The sequence below is a fragment of the Streptomyces sp. NPDC051207 genome, assembly GCF_040682395.1.
GTDB lineage: Bacteria > Actinomycetota > Actinomycetes > Streptomycetales > Streptomycetaceae > Streptomyces.
The window spans coordinates 114,664-130,943 of the sequence record NZ_JBFBAX010000010.1; the positions used below are offsets into that span (position 1 = coordinate 114,664).

The 16,280-nt window shown below is 71.6% G+C and carries 17 protein-coding genes and 1 pseudogene; 8 read left to right on the plus strand and 10 right to left on the minus strand.

Annotated elements, in window-relative coordinates; genetic code table 11:
• Nucleotides 1-57 precede the first annotated feature (57 nt).
• Both AB0M97_RS13030 and AB0M97_RS13035 read left to right on the plus strand, forming a co-directional pair.
• The gene (locus AB0M97_RS13030) at nt 58-1,311 is read left to right on the plus strand and encodes an Ig-like domain-containing protein (protein ID WP_365960882.1); all 1,254 of its coding nucleotides are present in this window, start codon (nt 58-60) and stop codon (nt 1,309-1,311) included.
• 170 nt (nt 1,312-1,481) lie between these two features.
• Nucleotides 1,482-1,634: pseudogene (locus AB0M97_RS13035) on the plus strand (ABC transporter permease); the annotation flags it as partial.
• 122 nt (nt 1,635-1,756) lie between these two features.
• Here AB0M97_RS13035 and AB0M97_RS13040 read toward each other — a convergent pair.
• Nucleotides 1,757-2,668 (minus strand): helix-turn-helix transcriptional regulator, encoded by a 912-nt coding sequence (locus AB0M97_RS13040; RefSeq protein WP_365960883.1) that lies wholly within the window; start codon nt 2,666-2,668, stop codon nt 1,757-1,759.
• Between the two features lie 172 nt (nt 2,669-2,840).
• On the opposite strand from AB0M97_RS13040, the gene AB0M97_RS13045 reads away from it, so the two are divergent.
• Nucleotides 2,841-3,884, plus strand: a complete 1,044-nt coding sequence (locus AB0M97_RS13045) for an NAD(P)-dependent alcohol dehydrogenase (protein ID WP_365960884.1) — start codon at nt 2,841-2,843, stop codon at nt 3,882-3,884.
• A 125-nt stretch (nt 3,885-4,009) separates the two neighbouring features.
• Here AB0M97_RS13045 and AB0M97_RS13050 read toward each other — a convergent pair whose 3' ends face one another.
• The 3 genes from AB0M97_RS13050 to AB0M97_RS13060 all read right to left on the minus strand — a co-directional run bounded on the left by AB0M97_RS13050 (nt 4,010) and on the right by AB0M97_RS13060 (nt 7,114).
• Entirely contained in the window at nt 4,010-5,101 is a 1,092-nt protein-coding gene (locus tag AB0M97_RS13050) for an AI-2E family transporter (protein ID WP_365960885.1), read from the minus strand.
• 77 nt (nt 5,102-5,178) lie between these two features.
• Complete coding sequence (msrA, locus tag AB0M97_RS13055) at nt 5,179-5,859, minus strand: peptide-methionine (S)-S-oxide reductase MsrA (RefSeq protein WP_365960887.1); 681 nt, start codon at nt 5,857-5,859, stop codon at nt 5,179-5,181.
• Nucleotides 5,860-5,995: 136 nt separating this feature from the next.
• The gene (locus AB0M97_RS13060; RefSeq protein WP_365960888.1) at nt 5,996-7,114 is read right to left on the minus strand and encodes a hypothetical protein; all 1,119 of its coding nucleotides are present in this window, start codon (nt 7,112-7,114) and stop codon (nt 5,996-5,998) included.
• 186 nt (nt 7,115-7,300) lie between these two features.
• Here AB0M97_RS13060 and AB0M97_RS13065 point away from each other — a divergent pair, with 186 nt between their 5' ends.
• On the plus strand, nt 7,301-8,455 hold the full coding sequence (locus AB0M97_RS13065) for a cystathionine gamma-synthase (RefSeq protein ID WP_365960889.1): 1,155 nt from the start codon (nt 7,301-7,303) through the stop codon (nt 8,453-8,455).
• Nucleotides 8,456-8,489: 34 nt separating this feature from the next.
• On the opposite strand, the gene AB0M97_RS13070 is transcribed toward AB0M97_RS13065, so the two are convergent.
• The 3 genes from AB0M97_RS13070 to AB0M97_RS13080 form a co-directional block, all read right to left on the minus strand.
• A complete protein-coding gene (locus AB0M97_RS13070) occupies nt 8,490-8,738 on the minus strand; it encodes a hypothetical protein (RefSeq protein ID WP_365960890.1) in 249 nt (82 codons plus the stop codon).
• 43 nt (nt 8,739-8,781) lie between these two features.
• The gene (locus AB0M97_RS13075; protein ID WP_365960891.1) at nt 8,782-9,285 is read right to left on the minus strand and encodes a sigma factor-like helix-turn-helix DNA-binding protein; all 504 of its coding nucleotides are present in this window, start codon (nt 9,283-9,285) and stop codon (nt 8,782-8,784) included.
• A gap of 203 nt (nt 9,286-9,488) precedes the next feature.
• Entirely contained in the window at nt 9,489-9,995 is a 507-nt protein-coding gene (locus AB0M97_RS13080; RefSeq protein ID WP_365960982.1) for a MarR family transcriptional regulator, read from the minus strand.
• Between the two features lie 157 nt (nt 9,996-10,152).
• Here AB0M97_RS13080 and ilvA point away from each other — a divergent pair, with 157 nt between their 5' ends.
• A complete protein-coding gene (ilvA, locus tag AB0M97_RS13085) occupies nt 10,153-11,382 on the plus strand; it encodes a threonine ammonia-lyase (protein WP_365960892.1) in 1,230 nt (409 codons plus the stop codon).
• A 145-nt stretch (nt 11,383-11,527) separates the two neighbouring features.
• On the opposite strand, the gene greA is transcribed toward ilvA, so the two are convergent.
• Both greA and AB0M97_RS13095 read right to left on the minus strand, forming a co-directional pair.
• Nucleotides 11,528-12,025, minus strand: coding sequence for a transcription elongation factor GreA (gene greA, locus AB0M97_RS13090; protein WP_365960893.1), 498 nt, complete (start codon nt 12,023-12,025; stop codon nt 11,528-11,530).
• Nucleotides 12,026-12,226: 201 nt separating this feature from the next.
• Nucleotides 12,227-12,625, minus strand: coding sequence for a DUF4307 domain-containing protein (locus AB0M97_RS13095; protein WP_365960894.1), 399 nt, complete (start codon nt 12,623-12,625; stop codon nt 12,227-12,229).
• Nucleotides 12,626-12,827: 202 nt separating this feature from the next.
• Between AB0M97_RS13095 and mca the strand changes: the two genes are divergently transcribed.
• Together mca and AB0M97_RS13105 are read left to right on the plus strand one after the other, a co-directional pair.
• Nucleotides 12,828-13,709, plus strand: coding sequence for a mycothiol conjugate amidase Mca (gene mca / locus AB0M97_RS13100; protein ID WP_365960895.1), 882 nt, complete (start codon nt 12,828-12,830; stop codon nt 13,707-13,709).
• The gene (locus tag AB0M97_RS13105) at nt 13,702-13,941 is read left to right on the plus strand and encodes a hypothetical protein (RefSeq protein WP_365960896.1); all 240 of its coding nucleotides are present in this window, start codon (nt 13,702-13,704) and stop codon (nt 13,939-13,941) included. The genes mca and AB0M97_RS13105 overlap by 8 nt, the downstream gene beginning before the upstream one ends.
• Nucleotides 13,942-14,084: 143 nt before the next feature.
• On the opposite strand, the gene AB0M97_RS13110 is transcribed toward AB0M97_RS13105, so the two are convergent.
• Nucleotides 14,085-14,252 carry a hypothetical protein gene (locus AB0M97_RS13110; RefSeq protein WP_365960897.1) on the minus strand — a complete coding sequence of 56 codons (168 nt, stop codon included), beginning with the start codon at nt 14,250-14,252 and terminating at the stop codon, nt 14,085-14,087.
• On the opposite strand from AB0M97_RS13110, the gene AB0M97_RS13115 reads away from it, so the two are divergent.
• Complete coding sequence (locus AB0M97_RS13115) at nt 14,251-16,278, plus strand: thioredoxin domain-containing protein (protein ID WP_365960898.1); 2,028 nt, start codon at nt 14,251-14,253, stop codon at nt 16,276-16,278. The two genes, AB0M97_RS13110 and AB0M97_RS13115, sit on opposite strands and share 2 nt — an antisense overlap.
• Nucleotides 16,279-16,280: the final 2 nt, after the last annotated feature.

A 16,280-nucleotide genomic window follows, 5' to 3' on the forward strand; every position in this document is an offset into this window, starting at 1 on the left:
GTCTTGACGGGGACTCTCGGGGTTTTTCGGGATTCGGCAACGATGGAGAAGCGTGTGATGACGGACAGTAAGCGGCGCAGGGGCCTCACGGTCGCGTCCGCACTGCTCGGCGGGGTTCTGGTGCTCTCGGCCTGTTCCGGCGCCGACGGCGCCTCGGCGGGCGACGGGGCCAAGGGCGGTGACTCCCAGGCGAAGGTGGACGAGGCCGCGGCCGAGAAGACCTCCGAGGCCCAGATCGAGATCACACCCAAGGACGGCTCGAACAACGCCTCCATCAACAACTCCGCCACCGTCACCGTGAGCAAGGGCACGCTCACCCAGGTGAAGATGACCACCTCCGACGGCACGGCGGTCGCGGGTGAGATATCCGCCGACAGGACGAGCTGGAAGCCCAGCGTCCAGCTGGAGCGCGCCACCACCTACAAGCTCTCGGCGACCGCCAAGGACTCCGAGGGCCGCGCCGCCCACGAGAACGCCTCCTTCACCACGGTCTCCCCGGACAACAGCTTCATCGGCAACTTCACGCCGGACGACGGCACCACGGTGGGCGTCGGCATGCCCGTGTCGATCAACTTCGACAAGGCGATCACCAACAAGGCGGCCGTGCAGAAGGGCATCACCGTCAGCTCCAGCAGCGGCCAGGAGGTCGCCTGCCACTGGTTCAACGCCAACCGCATGGACTGCCGTCCCGAGGACTACTGGCAGGAGAACCAGACCGTCACCCTCAAGCTCGCCCTGGACGGCGTCGAGGGCGCCGAGGGCGTCTACGGCGTCCAGCAGAAGACGGTCACCTTCAAGATCGGCCGCAACCAGGTCTCCTACGTCGACGCGAAGACCAAGCAGATGAAGGTCACGCAGAACGGCAAGACCATCAAGACGATCCCGATCTCCGCCGGGTCGCCCGAGAACAAGACGTACGAGGGCCAGATGGTGATCTCCGAGAAGTTCAAGGAGACCCGGATGAACGGCGCCACGGTCGGCTTCACCGACGACGACGGCAAGGGCGAGTACGACATCAAGGACGTGCCGCACGCCTTGCGCCTGACCAGCTCCGGCACCTTCATCCACGGCAACTACTGGGGCGCGCCGTCCGTCTTCGGCAACGCCAACACCAGCCACGGCTGTATCGGCCTGCAGGACAAGAAGGGCGCGAACGACCCGAACACGCCGGGTGCGTGGTTCTACAACAACACGATGCTCGGTGACGTGGTCGTGGTGCAGAACACCGGTGACAAGACCGTCGCCCCGGACAACGGCCTCAACGGCTGGAACATGGACTGGGAGCAGTGGAAGGCGGGCTCGGCGGTCTGACGCCGGCCTCCCTTTCCGTCTTTCGTACCAGTGCCGTCCTTCGGGGCGGCACCGGTTTTTCGCGGACCGGTCGCGTCCCCTCCGGGCCGGTCGCGCTCCCGCGGGGGTTTTTCACCGTCCTCTCAGGGCCGCCTTACCGCTTCATCACGCGGCGTCCCTGACTTGCGGCCATGTTCTTCACCTGCCTCGGGCGCGAGCTGCGCCGCCGCAGAAAGGCGGCCCTCGTCGTCGCCTCCGGCCTCGCGCTGGGTATCGCCCTCGTCATCGTGGTCAACTCCGTGTCGTCCGGCATGGGCAAGGCCCAGCACAAGGTCCTGGAGTCGCAGCTGATTGACGACGCGTAGCACGGGAAGGAGAGCGCACACGGGTGTGAACCGACCCTGAGGTGAGCGAGGGCCCGCCGGAAGCGCGGTTTCGGCGGGCCCTTCGGTTGCCGCGCCCGTGCCTACGGGGTCGGCGACCCCGTGCCCGCCCGTGTCGCGTCCGCGCCCCAGCTCGCCAGCAGGCGCAGCGCCTCGGCCGACGGGGAGCCCGGCTCGGCGTGATAGGTGATCAGCGACTGCTCGGGGTCGTCCATCATCCGGAACGACTCGAAGTGCAGCGTCACGTCACCGACGAGCGGATGGCGCACCCGCTTCAAGCCGTGACTCTTCTCCTTCACGTCGTGCGTCGCCCACAGCCGGCGGAACTCCTCGCTCTTCACGGACAGTTCGCCCACCAGCGAGGACAGCCGCGGATCGTCCGGATGGCAGCCCGCGTCCATCCGCAGGTAGCTGACGATGTCGGACGCCTTCTGGTCCCACTCCACGAACAGCTCGCGGTACTCCGGGCGCAGGAACACCAGCCGCGCCCAGTTCCGCTCCGGCGCGGGCAGCTCCGCCCAGTCGCCGAACAGGGCCGCCGCCATGCTGTTCCAGGCGAGGATGTCCGTGCGCCGGCCCGTGATGTACGCGGGCACGCCGTCGATCGTGTCCAGCAGCTGCCGCAGCGCCGCCCGCACCTGCTGCGTCCGCGCCACCGGCTTCTTCTTGTGCTGCTTCGGCTTCGCCAGATGCGTCAGATGCGCGTGCTCGGCGTCGGTCAGCCGCAGCGCGCGGGCGATCGAGTCGAGGACCTCCGCCGACACGTTCCGCCCGTTGCCCTGCTCCAGGCGCGTGTAGTACGCCACGGACACCCCCGCGAGCTGCGCCAGCTCCTCGCGGCGCAGCCCCGGCACGCGGCGCGTGCGCCCGTAGTCCGGCAACCCCACGTCCTCGGGCTTGAGCCGGGCACGCCGGGTGCGCAGGAACTCGCTGAGCTCGGCGCGCCGGTCCAGGCCCCCGCCGGGGCCGTGCAGGGGTGCGGGCTGTTCGTCCATGTGTCCAGTATTGACGGTCGTACGCCCAGGAGCCTGACCCCGCCAGTGGTACGCACGGCGAACGTAGGCAGAACCGTGACCTGGGTGAATATTCAAGCGTCGGGCAGGCTGGAGGCCGTGCCCCGGCCGGAAGGCAGCCGGGCGCCCGACCTCTGCTAGGAGACACCTCGGCATGACCACTGTCGCCGCGTACGCCGCACCTGCCGCCAAGGCTCCGCTGGAGCGCACCACCATCGAGCGCCGGCCGGTCGGTGAGTTCGATGTGCTGATCGACATCAAGTTCGCCGGTATCTGCCACTCCGACATCCACCAGGCCCGTGAGGGCTGGGGCGAGGCGATCTTCCCGATGGTCCCGGGCCACGAGATCGCCGGCGTCGTCTCCGAGGTCGGCCCCGGCGTCACCAAGTACGCCGTCGGCGACCGGGTGGGCGTCGGCTGCATGGTCGACTCCTGCCGCGAGTGCGACAACTGCGAGGCCGGACGTGAGCAGTACTGCACCGGCGGCGGCATGATCGGCACGTACAACGCCGTCGGCAAGGACGGCGAGCCCACCTACGGCGGCTACTCGCAGAAGATCGTCGTGGACGAGAACTACGTCGTCCGCATCCCCGACGGCCTCGCCCTGGACGAGGCGGCGCCGCTGCTGTGCGCCGGCATCACGCTGTACTCCCCGCTCAAGCGCTGGAACGCCGGCCCCGGCAAGAAGGTCGCCATCGTCGGCCTGGGCGGCCTCGGCCACATGGGCGTCAAGATCGCGCACGCGATGGGCGCCGAGGTCACGGTGCTGTCGCAGTCCCTGCGCAAGAAGGACGACGGCCTGAAGCTGGGCGCCGACCACTACTACGCCACCAGCGACCCGAAGACCTTCGAGGAGCTGGCGGGCACCTTCGACCTGATCGTCTCCACGGTCTCGGCCCCGCTCGACCTCGGCGCGTACCTGTCGCTGCTGAAGACGCACGGCACCCTGGCGAACGTGGGCGCCCCCGAGGAGCCGGTCTCCCTCAACCTGTTCTCGGTGATCGGCGGCGGCAAGTCGCTCGCCGGTTCTATGATCGGCGGCATCGCCGAGACGCAGGACATGCTCGACTTCTGCGCCGAGCACAGCATCGGCGCGGAGATCGAACTCATCGCCGCGAAGGAGATCAACGAGGCGTACGAGCGGGTGCTGGCGAGCGATGTCCGCTACCGCTTCGTGATCGACACGGCGACGATCTGACGGGTGGGTGTGCGGGGCCCTGGTGGTGTTTCCGCCGGGGCCCCGGACCCTGGGCAGGCGGGCCGACGGCGGGCCCGGTCTGCTGGGCGGCGGGCCCGGTCCACGCGGGGGGCCGAACCGGCGGTCTACGGGGTGGGCGTGCCGGGCGCCGGTTCCGGTTCGCTGAGCTGCTCGCGCACGTAGTTCCAGACCACCGCGATCAGCGCGGCGACCGGCACGGCGAGCAGGCTGCCCACGATGCCGGCGAGGCTGCCGCCCAGCGTCACCGCCAGCAGGATCACGGCCGCGTGGAGGCCGAGCCCACGGCTCTGGATCATGGGCTGGAAGACGTTGCCCTCCAGCTGCTGCACCACCACGATGAGGGCGAGCACGATCAGCGCGTCCGTCAGGCCGTTGTAGACGAGCGCGATGAGCACCGCGACGAACCCCGCGAACAGGGCGCCGACGATCGGCACGAACGCCGAGACGAACGTCAGCACCGCCAGCGGGAGCACCAGCGGCACCCCGAGGATCCACAGACCGAGGCCGATCAGGACGGCGTCGAGCAGGCCGACGGCTGCCTGTGACCGCACGAACGCGCCGAGGGTCTCCCAGGAGCGCTCGGCCACGGCCGGGACGTCGGTGGCGAGCCGGCCGGGCAGCTGACGGGCGAGCCAGGGCAGGAAGCGCGGGCCGTCCTTGAGGAAGAAGAACATCAGGAACAGCGCGAGGACGGCCGTGACCACGCCGTTGACCACGGTGCCGATGCCCGTGACGACCGCGCCGACCATGCTGCCGAGGCCGTCCTGGGCGCGGGCGACCGCACCGTCGAAGGCCTTGTTGATCTGGGCGTCACCGATGTTCAGCGGAGGCCCGGCGGCCCACTCGCGCAGCCGCTGCACGCCTTCGACCACGCCGTCGGTCAGCTCACCGGACTGGGACGCCACCGGCACCGCGATCAGCGCGATGACGCCCGCGGCGACCAGGAGGAAGAACACGGTCACGACCGACGCGGCGAGAGCGGGCTTCCACCCGTGCCGGCGCAGGAAACGGGCCGGGGGCCAGGTCAGCGTGGTCAGCAACAGGCCGACGACGAGCGGCCAGACCACCGACCACATCCGCCCCATGAGCCACAGCGTCACCGCCAGCATCACCAACACCAGCAGCAACTCCCCGGACACACGCGCGGACGTACGCAACGCGGCTCGGGTCTTCCCGGTACTCAAGGTGGCAGTCACATGAGCACCTTATTGCCCCTCGCGCCACAAGAACATCGCCGCCCGCCCTGCGGCAGAGGCCGCGAGGCCGCGGGCGACTACTCGCCGCTCACCTCGGGGGCGGCCGCGACCCCGATGGGGCAGGAAACCCCCGTCCCCCCGATCCCGCAGTACCCCGCCGGGTTCTTGTCCAGGTACTGCTGGTGGTAGGCCTCCGCCGGATAGAAGGGGCGGCCTTCCGCCGGGAGGATCTCCGTCGTGATCGTGCCGTGGCCCGACGCCGTCAGGACCTTCTGGTAGGCCTCGCGGGAGGATTCGGCCGTCGCTGCCTGTTCCGGGGTGTGGGTGTAGACCGCCGAGCGGTACTGCGTGCCCACGTCGTTGCCCTGGCGGAAGCCCTGGGTCGGGTCGTGGGACTCCCAGAACGTCTTCAGCAGGCGCTCGTACGGCGTCACCTTCGGGTCGAACACCACGCGGACCACCTCCGTGTGGCCGGTCCGGCCCGAGCAGACCTCCTCGTACGTGGGGTTCTCCGTGCAACCGCCCTGGTAGCCGACCAGCGTCGTCCACACGCCGGCCGGGAGCTGCCAGAACGTGCGCTCGGCGCCCCAGAAACAGCCCATGCCGAAGTCGGCGACCTCCAGGCCCTCGGGGTAGGGGCCCAGCAGCGGGTTGCCCAGCACCGTGTGGCGGTCGGGGACCGTGAACGCCGGCTCCGGGCGGCCGGCGAGCGCCTGCTCGGGGGTCGGCAACTGAGGCGTACGGCTGTAGAGGAACATGCGGTCTCCCACTCCAATCGAGGCACCGGGTCAGGGCACTCGTCCAGGACACTCGGCACGGCACACATGAGGGCACTCAGTCGGTGAACGCACGCCCGCCGTGCGGAATTCCGGAGGGCCGCTCGCGTGCCCCGACTCAGTGCGGCAGCGTCGCCGGGCTTCCGCCGTTCGCCTCGTAGCCGGCGACCGCCAGCGCCCGGTACACCGCGAACTCCGCCGCCGGGTCCTGGGACAGCGTCCAGGGCAGGGCGCCGACATGGCCGTCGATGTGGATCAGCTGGTTCATGGCCTCCGCCCAGCGCTCCGCCCGCACCAGGAAGAACACCAGCAGATGACGGACGTGCGCCAGCATCGGGTCGTCGGGGCGCGCCGAGTGCACCGCGTGCAGCGCGCCGTGCATCGCCCTGGTCACGACCTCGCTCTGGTAGAAGCCGCTGACCAGCGTCACCTCCGGCAGGTGCTCGAACACCGCGAACAGCGGCATCGCCGACAGCAGGGAGCCCTTGGGGGCGCGGGCCGCCGCGGCCTCCGCGAACTCGTAGGCCAGCGCACGCGAGCCGTGCCACTTCTCGCACCAGTAGTGCAGCGCGGCCAGGTGCGCTCCCATGTGCGCCGGTGCGCGGTCCAGGATCTTCAGCCACAGCTGCTCGAACTCGGCGCGCGAATACGCCAGGCCGCGCGCGACGGACAGCTCGACGATGTACGGGATCGGGTCGCCGGGCGCCAGCAGCGCCGCGTCCGCGCAGGCCGCCCTCGCCTCCTCCATGATGATCCGGAACTCGTCCGTGCCCGGCGTCGCCGTCCGCCACGCCTGCTGCACCAGGAACTCGGCGTGCACCGCCGCGCCGCCCGCGTCCTTGGGCGCCTCGGAGCGCCACGCCCGCAGCCACTGGCCGCCCGGGGCCTCCCCGGCGCCGCCCGGCCGCTGCCGCAGCTCCAGCGACGCGGCGCCCGCGAACGCCTGCACCCGCTGCCAGCGCCGCTCGCCCCGCGCCTCCGTGCCGGCCAGGAGCTGCTGGGCCGCACGGTAGTCCTGGGTGTGCTGCACGACCTCCAGGACGTCCAGCAGGTCCTGGTCGGGGCCGGGCATGCGGATGTCGAGCTCCTCCTCGCGCACGAATCCGTAGTTCTCGGGGTCCGCGGCGTCCGGGTGGCCCGGGTGGACCTGCTCGATCATGCCGCGGCGGCGCCTGAGGAAGGGAACCAGCACGGCGCCGATCATGATCGCGGCCATCAGGACCCACAGAATCTCCATGCCTCCAAGCGAACCAGACCGCGCCGACAATTGGCCAACCCGGTGCACGGACCTGTGGAAAACCCCGCACCGGGCGGAGGCCGGACCCGGGAGCGGGCCGCCGGGCGCCGCTCTCCGCTTTGCCGATTCCTGCCGTGGCCGCCCGGGGCCGTCATCCGGGCCCCGGGCGCACTACGCTCGGTGCCCATGAGCGACAGGCACATCAGTGAGCACTTCGAGACGCTCGCGATCCACGCGGGCAACACCGCCGACCCCCTGACGGGCGCGGTCGTCCCGCCGATCTACCAGGTCTCGACCTACAAGCAGGACGGCGTGGGCGGGCTGCGCGGCGGCTACGAGTACAGCCGCAGCGCCAATCCCACCAGGACCGCCCTCGAGGAGAACCTCGCCGCCCTGGAGGGCGGGCGCCGCGGCCTCGCGTTCGCGTCCGGGCTGGCGGCCGAGGACTGCCTGCTGCGTACGCTGCTCAGCCCCGGTGACCACGTGGTCATCCCCAACGACGCGTACGGCGGCACGTTCCGCCTGTTCGCCAAGGTCGTCTCCCGCTGGGGCGTGGAGTGGTCGGTCGCCGACACCTCCGACCCCGCCGCCGTGCGGGCCGCGATCACGCCGAAGACCAAGGCCGTGTGGGTGGAGACGCCCTCCAACCCGCTGCTCGGCATCACGGACATCGCCGCCGTCGCTCAGGTCGCCGGGGACGCGGGCGCCCGGCTCGTCGTCGACAACACCTTCGCCACGCCGTACCTCCAGCAGCCGCTCGCGCTCGGCGCGGACGTCGTCGTGCACTCGCTGACGAAGTACATGGGCGGCCACTCCGACGTCGTCGGCGGCGCGCTGATCGTCCAGGACGAGGGCCTCGGCGAGGAACTCGCCTTCCACCAGAACGCGATGGGCGCGGTCGCCGGGCCCTTCGACTCGTGGCTGGTGCTGCGCGGCACGAAGACGCTCGCGGTGCGCATGGACCGGCACAGCGAGAACGCCGTGAAGGTCGCCGACATGCTGTCCCGGCACGCGCGCGTGACGAGCGTGCTGTACCCGGGCCTGCCCGAGCACCCCGGCCACGAGGTCGCCGCCAAGCAGATGAAGGCGTTCGGCGGCATGGTGTCGTTCCGGGTGCGTGGCGGCGAGGAGGCGGCCGTCGAGGTGTGCGACCGCGCCAAGGTGTTCACGCTCGGCGAGTCCCTCGGCGGCGTGGAGTCGCTGATCGAGCACCCCGGCCGCATGACGCACGCCTCCGCGGCCGGTTCGGCCCTGGAGGTGCCCGCCGACCTGGTGCGCCTGTCGGTCGGCATCGAGAACGCCGACGACCTGCTCGAGGACCTGCAGCAGGCACTGGGCTAGGTCACGAGCCGCGTGAGCCCGGCGCGGCCCGGGCTCACCAGCCGGTCAGGGGCGGAGTCGTGCGGGACGGCGGCTCCGCCCACGGCTGCTCCACCGTCGCCCAGGCGCAGAAGGCCACGGCCGCGGCGGCCAGCACCAGCCACAGCAGCCGGCGCGCGAGCGTCCGGCGCCGCAGCATGCGCCCGCCGCGCCGCAGGGCCTCCGCGTACAGCTCCGGCGGCACGGGCGGCGGCGACTGCTCCATGACCCGGCGTACGGCGGCCTGCCGGTCGCGCTCGTTCACGGCCACCACCTCCCGCGGCGGGGCGCCCGGCGTCCCGGTCGGCTCATGACGGCACCGCCTTCGGGCCGCCGACCGCGGGTGCCGGGCCGCGCGGCGGGTGCAGCAGCGCCGTCGTCGCCCGGTCGCAGAGCACGCGGACGCGGTCGGTGGACAGCCCCAGCAGCGCGGCGGTCTGCTCCTCGGCCACTCCCTCGTACAGCCGCAGGACCAGGACCAGGCGTTCCTGCGGGGCGAGGCGGGCCAGCGGGCCGCCGGGGTGCGGGCGGACCCGGCCCGGGCCGCCGTGCCGGTGCCACGAGCCGCGCGCGAAGCGGGTGGCCAGCACCTCGCGGGCGTGGTCGTAGGGGTCCTCGCCGCGCATCCGGTGCCAGCACGCGTACGTGTGCGCGAGGGAGAGCGTCAGCAGCCGCCGGGCGCGCGGGTTGTCGTCCGGGCGTTCCGCCGTCAGGAGCGTCGCGGTGTGCAGCAGCCGTCCGCCCGCGCCCGCGACGAACGCCTCGAACTCCCGGGCGCGGCGGGCGCCGTGGAACGTGTGCCGTTCTCGCACCGCGCCTCCCGGTGAGGGCGACCTGTGAGGTGTCGGGCCCCGGCCGTCTGTGACGGGGACCCGGTCTCATATGAGGCCAGGGGTGGCCCGCGGGTCAAGAGCCGGGCACGGGTCACGACTGCGGCGGTGCCGCTGCGGTGGTGACCGGGGCCCCGGCGCGGATCACGGGAGCCGGGCGGTACGCGCGCGTGCGCCCGTGAGGGTCAGGAGGCCGGCGACGGCTCCGCGCCCGGGGCGTCCGGTGCGGCCATCCGGGCGGACAGCGCGCTGTTGAAGCGTGTGAGGAGCGTGCAGAACGCCTCGCGCTCCTCCGGCGCCCAGTCGTGGGTCAGCTCGGCCATCAACTGACGCCGCGACGAGCGCACTTCGTCCAGCCGGGCCTGCCCGCGCGGGGACAGCTGGAGCACCACGGCCCGCCCGTCCTCGGGGTGCGAGGTGCGCTTGACGAGCCCGGTGTCGACGAGCGGAGCCACCTGCCGGGTGACCGTGGAGGAGTCGATCCCCATGCTCGCGGCGAGCGCCTTGACGCCCATCGGGCCCTCCTTGTCGAGGCGGTTGAGCAGCAGATACGCGGCGCGGTCCATGGAGTTGCGCACCTGCCCGACCCCGCCGAGCCGGGTCTGTTCGGCACGGCGCGCGAAGACCGCCACCTCGTGCTGCAGCGTTTCGAGAAGACCGGTGTCACCGACGGTCGTCATGTCCATCGACATTTCAGGTGTGGGCATGGCCGGGGGCTCACTTCGTGGAGGGCTGCTGGTTGGGGGACAGGGTACGCGGATGGGGGGCGGGGTGTACCGGCCCTGCGGCATCCGGTCTCGGACGTTGGTCACAGCGGCCGAATCCGCCCTGAACTGCGATGCTTGTGTCATGAGCTACAGCACGGCTGACTCCTTGCGGACCGTCACTCTGGACGATGTGCGGGGCGCCCAGAAGATGCTTTCGGGGGTCGCGCGGGTGACCGCGATGGAGAGCAGCAGGCACTTGTCCCAGATGGTGGGCGCCCCGGTCCACCTCAAGTGCGAGAACCTGCAACGGACGGGATCGTTCAAGCTGCGCGGCGCGTACGTGCGGATCGCGGGGCTGCTGCCGGAGGAGCGGGCCGCCGGGGTCGTCGCGGCGAGCGCCGGCAACCACGCGCAGGGCGTCGCGCTGGCGTCGGCGCTGCTCGGCGTGCGGTCCACGGTGTTCATGCCGAAGGGCGCCCCGCTGCCGAAGATCAGCGCGACCCGGGAGTACGGCGCCGAGGTGCGGCTGCACGGCCAGGTGGTGGACGAGACGCTGGCCGCCGCGCAGGAGTACGCGGCGCGGACCGGCGCGGTGTTCATCCACCCCTTCGACCACCACGACGTCATCGCGGGCCAGGGCACGGTGGGCCTGGAGATCCTGGAGCAGTGCCCGGAGCTGCGCACGCTCGTCGTGGGCATCGGCGGGGGCGGGCTGGCGGCCGGGATCGCGGTGGCCGTGAAGGCGCTCAGGCCGGATGTGCGGATCGTGGGCGTGCAGGCGGAGGGCGCCGCGGCGTATCCGCCCTCGCTGGCGGCGGGCCGCCCGGTGTCGGTGCGCAACCCGGCGACGATGGCGGACGGCATCAAGGTCGGGCGGCCCGGCGACGTGCCGTTCGGGATCGTCGGCGAGCTGGTGGACGAGGTCCGTACGGTCACGGAGGACGAGCTGTCGGCGGCGCTGCTGCTGTGTCTTGAGCGGGCCAAGCTGGTGGTGGAGCCGGCCGGGGCGAGCCCGGTGGCGGCGCTGCTGAGCCGCCCGGACGCGTTCGAGGGGCCGGTCGTCGCGGTGCTGTCCGGCGGGAACGTCGATCCGGTGCTGATGCAGCGGGTGCTGCGGCACGGCATGGCCGCGCAGGGCCGCTACCTGGCCGTCCGGCTGCGGCTGACGGACCGGCCGGGGGCGCTGGCGACGCTGCTCGGCGTGCTGTCGGTGATCGACGCCAACGTCCTCGACGTGAGCCACGTACGGACCGATCCGCGGCTCGGGCTCACGGAGGCGGAGGTCGAGCTGCACCTGGAGACCAAGGGCCCGGCGCACTGCGCCGAGGTGAACCAGGCCCTGCACGACGCGGGCTACCTCGTGATCGGCTGACCCCGCAGGCGTGGCGCGGGCGCAGGCCGCGGACCAGCGGGCCGCGAAACGCCAGGTCGAGATGGTCCGCGACCTCATGAGTGTGCCCCCGGTGCCGCAAGGGCTTTCCGGGGGCACGACTCGGGCGCCGGACCCGGCGGGCGCGTCAGCCGACGTACGGCTCGGCCTTGAGGATCCGCACCGAGGCCTTCTTGCCGTTCGGCAGTTCGTACTCGGCGTTTTCGCCGACCTTGTGGCCCATCACGCCGGTGCCCAGCGGTGACTGCGGCGAGTAGGTCTCGATGTCGGCGCTCGCGTACTCACGCGAGGCCAGCAGGAAGGTCAGCGTGTCGTCCTCGTCGCCGTCGAAGGCGATCGTGACGACCATGCCGGGGGCCACCGCGCCGTCGGCGGCCGGGGCCTCACCGACCTTGGCGTTCTCGAGGAGCTGGGTGAGCTGGCGCACACGGAGCTCCTGCTTGCCCTGCTCTTCCTTGGCCGCGTGGTACCCGCCGTTCTCACGCAGGTCGCCCTCCTCACGCGCAGCGGCGATCTTGGCGGCGATCTCCGTGCGCGCGGGACCAGTAAGGTACTCAAGCTCGTCCTTGAGCTTGTTGTACGCCTCCTGGGTCAGCCAGGTGACGTTCTCGCTGGTCTGGGTCACAGGTGCTCCTCGTAGGTACTGGGAATACACAGCATCGCCCTACCCGGAAGCATGTTCCTTCATGGAAGGGCGAAACCACGAGCCTAACAATTCAATGCCCGAAGGGGGAGGACATAACCGATCAGAATCACGTCAGCGCAGGTCAGCGCCTACGTATTCCGGGTGAAGGGCCGGCGGCGGAAGCCCGGCCGGGGCGGCGGGTCAGTCGGCATGGCAGCCGAGGAGCTCGGCGGTCGTGCCCGGCGAGGTCGTCCGCAGCGTGACGACCTTGTCGATGCGGGTGGCGTCGCCGTCGAAGCGGAAGTTGGCGCGGCCCACCTCGGCGCCGTTCTCCGCCTGCGACCGCACGGTGCAGTAGCCGCTCGCGCCGGCGTCCTTGCGGACCTCCAGGTGCACCTGCACGGCGTTCTTCGAGGTGTCGAACTCGATCACTTCGGCGCTGATTCTGTTCTGGCCGACGTAGTGATAGGCGAAGTAGCCGATCAGGGCGAGGAGTGCCGCCCCGAGGACGGCGCCGACGATCTTGAGCGTGCGGTCGTCGCGGTCGGCCGAGGCGCGGCCGTAGCGGCCCTCGGGCGGTCGCGTGCGCGCGGTGCTCATGATCGTCTCCTCGGCAGGAACGGGACAGTTGTCCCGACAGGGACCCGGGAGCCGGACCCCGGAATTATTCGCCCCCCGATTCGGTCACTATAGAAGCCGCCCGCCCGCCATCCGACCGCCGCCCCTCACGACGCCTCTTCGGGCGGCATCATTGGACCGGGCCGACCCATACCGGGGCGCCGACTGACTGAGGATTTGAGTCTTGACTGACCAGTTGCGACTGATGGCCGTCCACGCCCACCCCGACGACGAGTCGAGCAAGGGCGCGGCCACCATGGCGAAGTACGTGTCCGAGGGGGTGGACGTGCTGGTGGTGACCTGCACGGGCGGGGAGCGCGGCTCCATCCTCAATCCCAAGCTGCAGGGCGACAAGTACATCGAGGAGCACATCCACGAGGTACGCAAGAAGGAGATGGACGAGGCCCGCGAGATCCTCGGCGTCAAGCAGGAGTGGCTCGGCTACGTCGACTCCGGGCTGCCGGAGGGCGACCCGCTGCCGCCGCTCCCCGAGGGCTGCTTCGCCCTCCAGGACGTCGACGAGGCGGCCGGCGAGCTGGTGAAGCAGATCCGCTCCTTCCGTCCGCAGGTGATCACCACCTACGACGAGAACGGCGGTTACCCGCACCCCGACCACATCATGACCCACAAGATCACGATGGTGGCGTTCGAGGGCGCGGCCGACACCGAGAAGTACCCGGAGGCCGAGTTCGGTCCGGCCTACCAGCCGCTGAAGCTGTACTACAACCAGGGCTTCAACCGGCCCCGCACCGAGGCGCTGCACCAGGCGATGCTGGACCGGGGGCTGGAGTCGCCGTACGGGGAGTGGCTCAAGCGCTGGGAGGAGTTCGAGCGCAAGGAGCGGACGATCACCACGCACGTGCCGTGCGCGGAGTTCTTCGAGATCCGGGACAAGGCGCTGATCGCGCACGCGACGCAGATCGATCCGGACGGGGGCTGGTTCCGGGTGCCGATGGACGTCCAGAAGGAGGTCTGGCCCACCGAGGAGTACGAGCTGGCGAAGTCCCTCGTGGCGACCTCCCTCCCCGAGGACGACCTCTTTGCGGGCATCCGGGACAATGGCTGACATGAGCGCAAGCGCAAGCCTGGCAGTGACGCATCTCGTCTCTTTCGCGGCGGAGGTGGACGAGGACAAGGTGACCCCGGGGGTGCTCGGGTTCATCGTGTTCGCGGTGATGGCGTTGGCCGTGTGGGGGCTGATGAAGTCGATGAATCGGCGGCTGGGGAAGGTGGACTTCGTGGAGGCGCCGGAGCGGGGGCGCGGGGCGTCCGGGCAGGGTGAGGCGGACAAGGGCTGAGCCGGGCTTTCTCGGCACCCGGCGTCGCCTTCCGGTCACGGCGTTGCGGTGACCGGCGATGGCCGGGTGCCGCTGCGCCCCCGACCTCTCGGCTTCGCTGGAGCCGGGGGAACCCCAGCGGCACGACGCCCGCAGTGTGCCGGCTACTCCTGCACCCTCGTCACCGGTACCCCCATCACCTCCCTGGTGCAGCGCAGGAAGCGGGCCCAGTCGCCGCCGCGCAGATCGCCGTACGAGGCGGACAGGGCCGCGTCGCGCGACGCTGTGTGCTGTCCGGTGCGGCGGGGGTACTGGGGCAGGATGGACCCCATGCCGAACCGACTGGCGCACGAGACGTCCCCGTACCTCCTTCAGCACGCCGACAACCCCGTCGACTGGTGGCCCTGGTCGGCCGAGGCCTTCGAGGAGGCGCGCAGGCGGGACCTGCCCGTGCTGCTGAGCGTCGGCTACTCGAGCTGCCACTGGTGCCACGTCATGGCGCACGAGTCGTTCGAGGACCCCGAGACGGCCGACTACCTCAACGCCCACTTCGTCGGCGTGAAGGTCGACCGCGAGGAACGCCCCGACGTGGACGCCGTCTACATGGAGGCCGTGCAGGCCGCGACCGGGCACGGCGGCTGGCCCATGACGGTGTTCCTCACCCCGGACGCCGAGCCGTTCTACTTCGGCACGTACTTCCCGCCGGAGCCCCGGCACGGCATGCCGTCCTTCCGGCAGGTGCTGGAGGGCGTGCACGCGGCGTGGACCGACCGGCGCGAGGAGGTCGCCGAGGTCGCCGGGAAGATCGTGCGGGACCTGGCCGGACGGCAGCTGTCGTACGGGGACGCGAAGGTGCCCGGCGAGCAGGAGCCGGCGCAGGCGCTGCTCGCGCTCACCCGGGAGTACGACCAGCAGCGCGGCGGATTCGGGGCGGCGCCGAAGTTCCCGCCGTCCATGGTGATCGAGTTCCTGCTGCGCCACCACGCGCGCACCGGCGCCGAGGGCGCCCTGCAGATGGCCGCCGACACCTGCGAGCGCATGGCGCGCGGCGGGATCTACGACCAGCTCGGCGGCGGCTTCGCGCGCTACTCCGTGGACCGCGAGTGGGTCGTCCCGCACTTCGAGAAGATGCTGTACGACAACGCCCTGCTGTGCCGCGTGTACGCCCACCTGTGGCGGTCCACCGGCTCCGAACTGGCGCGGCGCGTCGCGCTGGAGACCGCCGACTTCATGGTGCGGGAACTGCGCACCGCCGAGGGCGGGTTCGCCTCCGCGCTCGACGCCGACAGCGAAGACGGCACCGGCAGGCACGTCGAGGGCGCGTACTACGTGTGGACGCCCGCGCAGTTGCGGGAGGTCCTCGGGGACGACACCGAACTGGCCGCGCAGTACTTCGGCGTGACCGAGGAGGGGACCTTCGAGCACGGCTCGTCCGTGCTGCAGCTGCCGCAGCACGAGGGCGTGTTCGACGCCGGGAGGATCGAGTCGGTCAAGGCGCGCCTGCTCGCGGCCCGCGCCGAGCGGCCCGCGCCCGGCCGGGACGACAAGGTCGTCGCCGCCTGGAACGGCCTGGCGATCGCCGCGCTCGCCGAGACCGGCGCCTACTTCGACCGCCCCGACCTGGTGGAGGCCGCCGTCGCCGCCGCCGACCTGCTGGTCCGGCTGCACCTGGACGACCACGCCCGCCTGGCCCGCACCAGCAAGGACGGCCGCGCCGGCGCGCACGCGGGCGTGCTGGAGGACTACGCCGACGTCGCCGAGGGCTTCCTCGCGCTGGCCGCCGTCACCGGCGAGGGCGTCTGGCTGGAGTTCGCCGGGTTCCTCCTGGACCACGTCCTCGCGCGCTTCACCGACGACTCCGGCGCGCTGTACGACACGGCGGCCGACGCCGAGCAGCTGATCCGCCGGCCGCAGGACCCCACCGACAACGCGACCCCGTCCGGCTGGACCGCCGCGGCGGGCGCCCTGCTGAGCTATGCCGCGCACACCGGCTCCGAGCCGCACCGCACCGCCGCCGAGCGGGCACTGGGCGTGGTCAAGGCGCTCGGCCCGCGCGTCCCGCGCTTCATCGGCTGGGGCCTGGCGGTGACCGAGGCCGTCCTCGACGGGCCCCGCGAGACCGCGGTCGTCGGCCCGTCCCTGGAGGACCCCGGCACCCGCGCCCTGCACCGCACGGCGCTGCTGGGCGCGGCGCCGGGCGCGGTCGTCGCGGTGGGCACGCCGGGCAGCGACGAGTTCCCCCTGCTCGCGGACCGGCCGCTGGTCGGCGGCGAACCGACGGCGTACGTCTGCCGCAACTTCACGTGCGACGCCCCGACGACCGACCCGGAGCGGCTGCGCACCGCACTGGGCGGCTGACG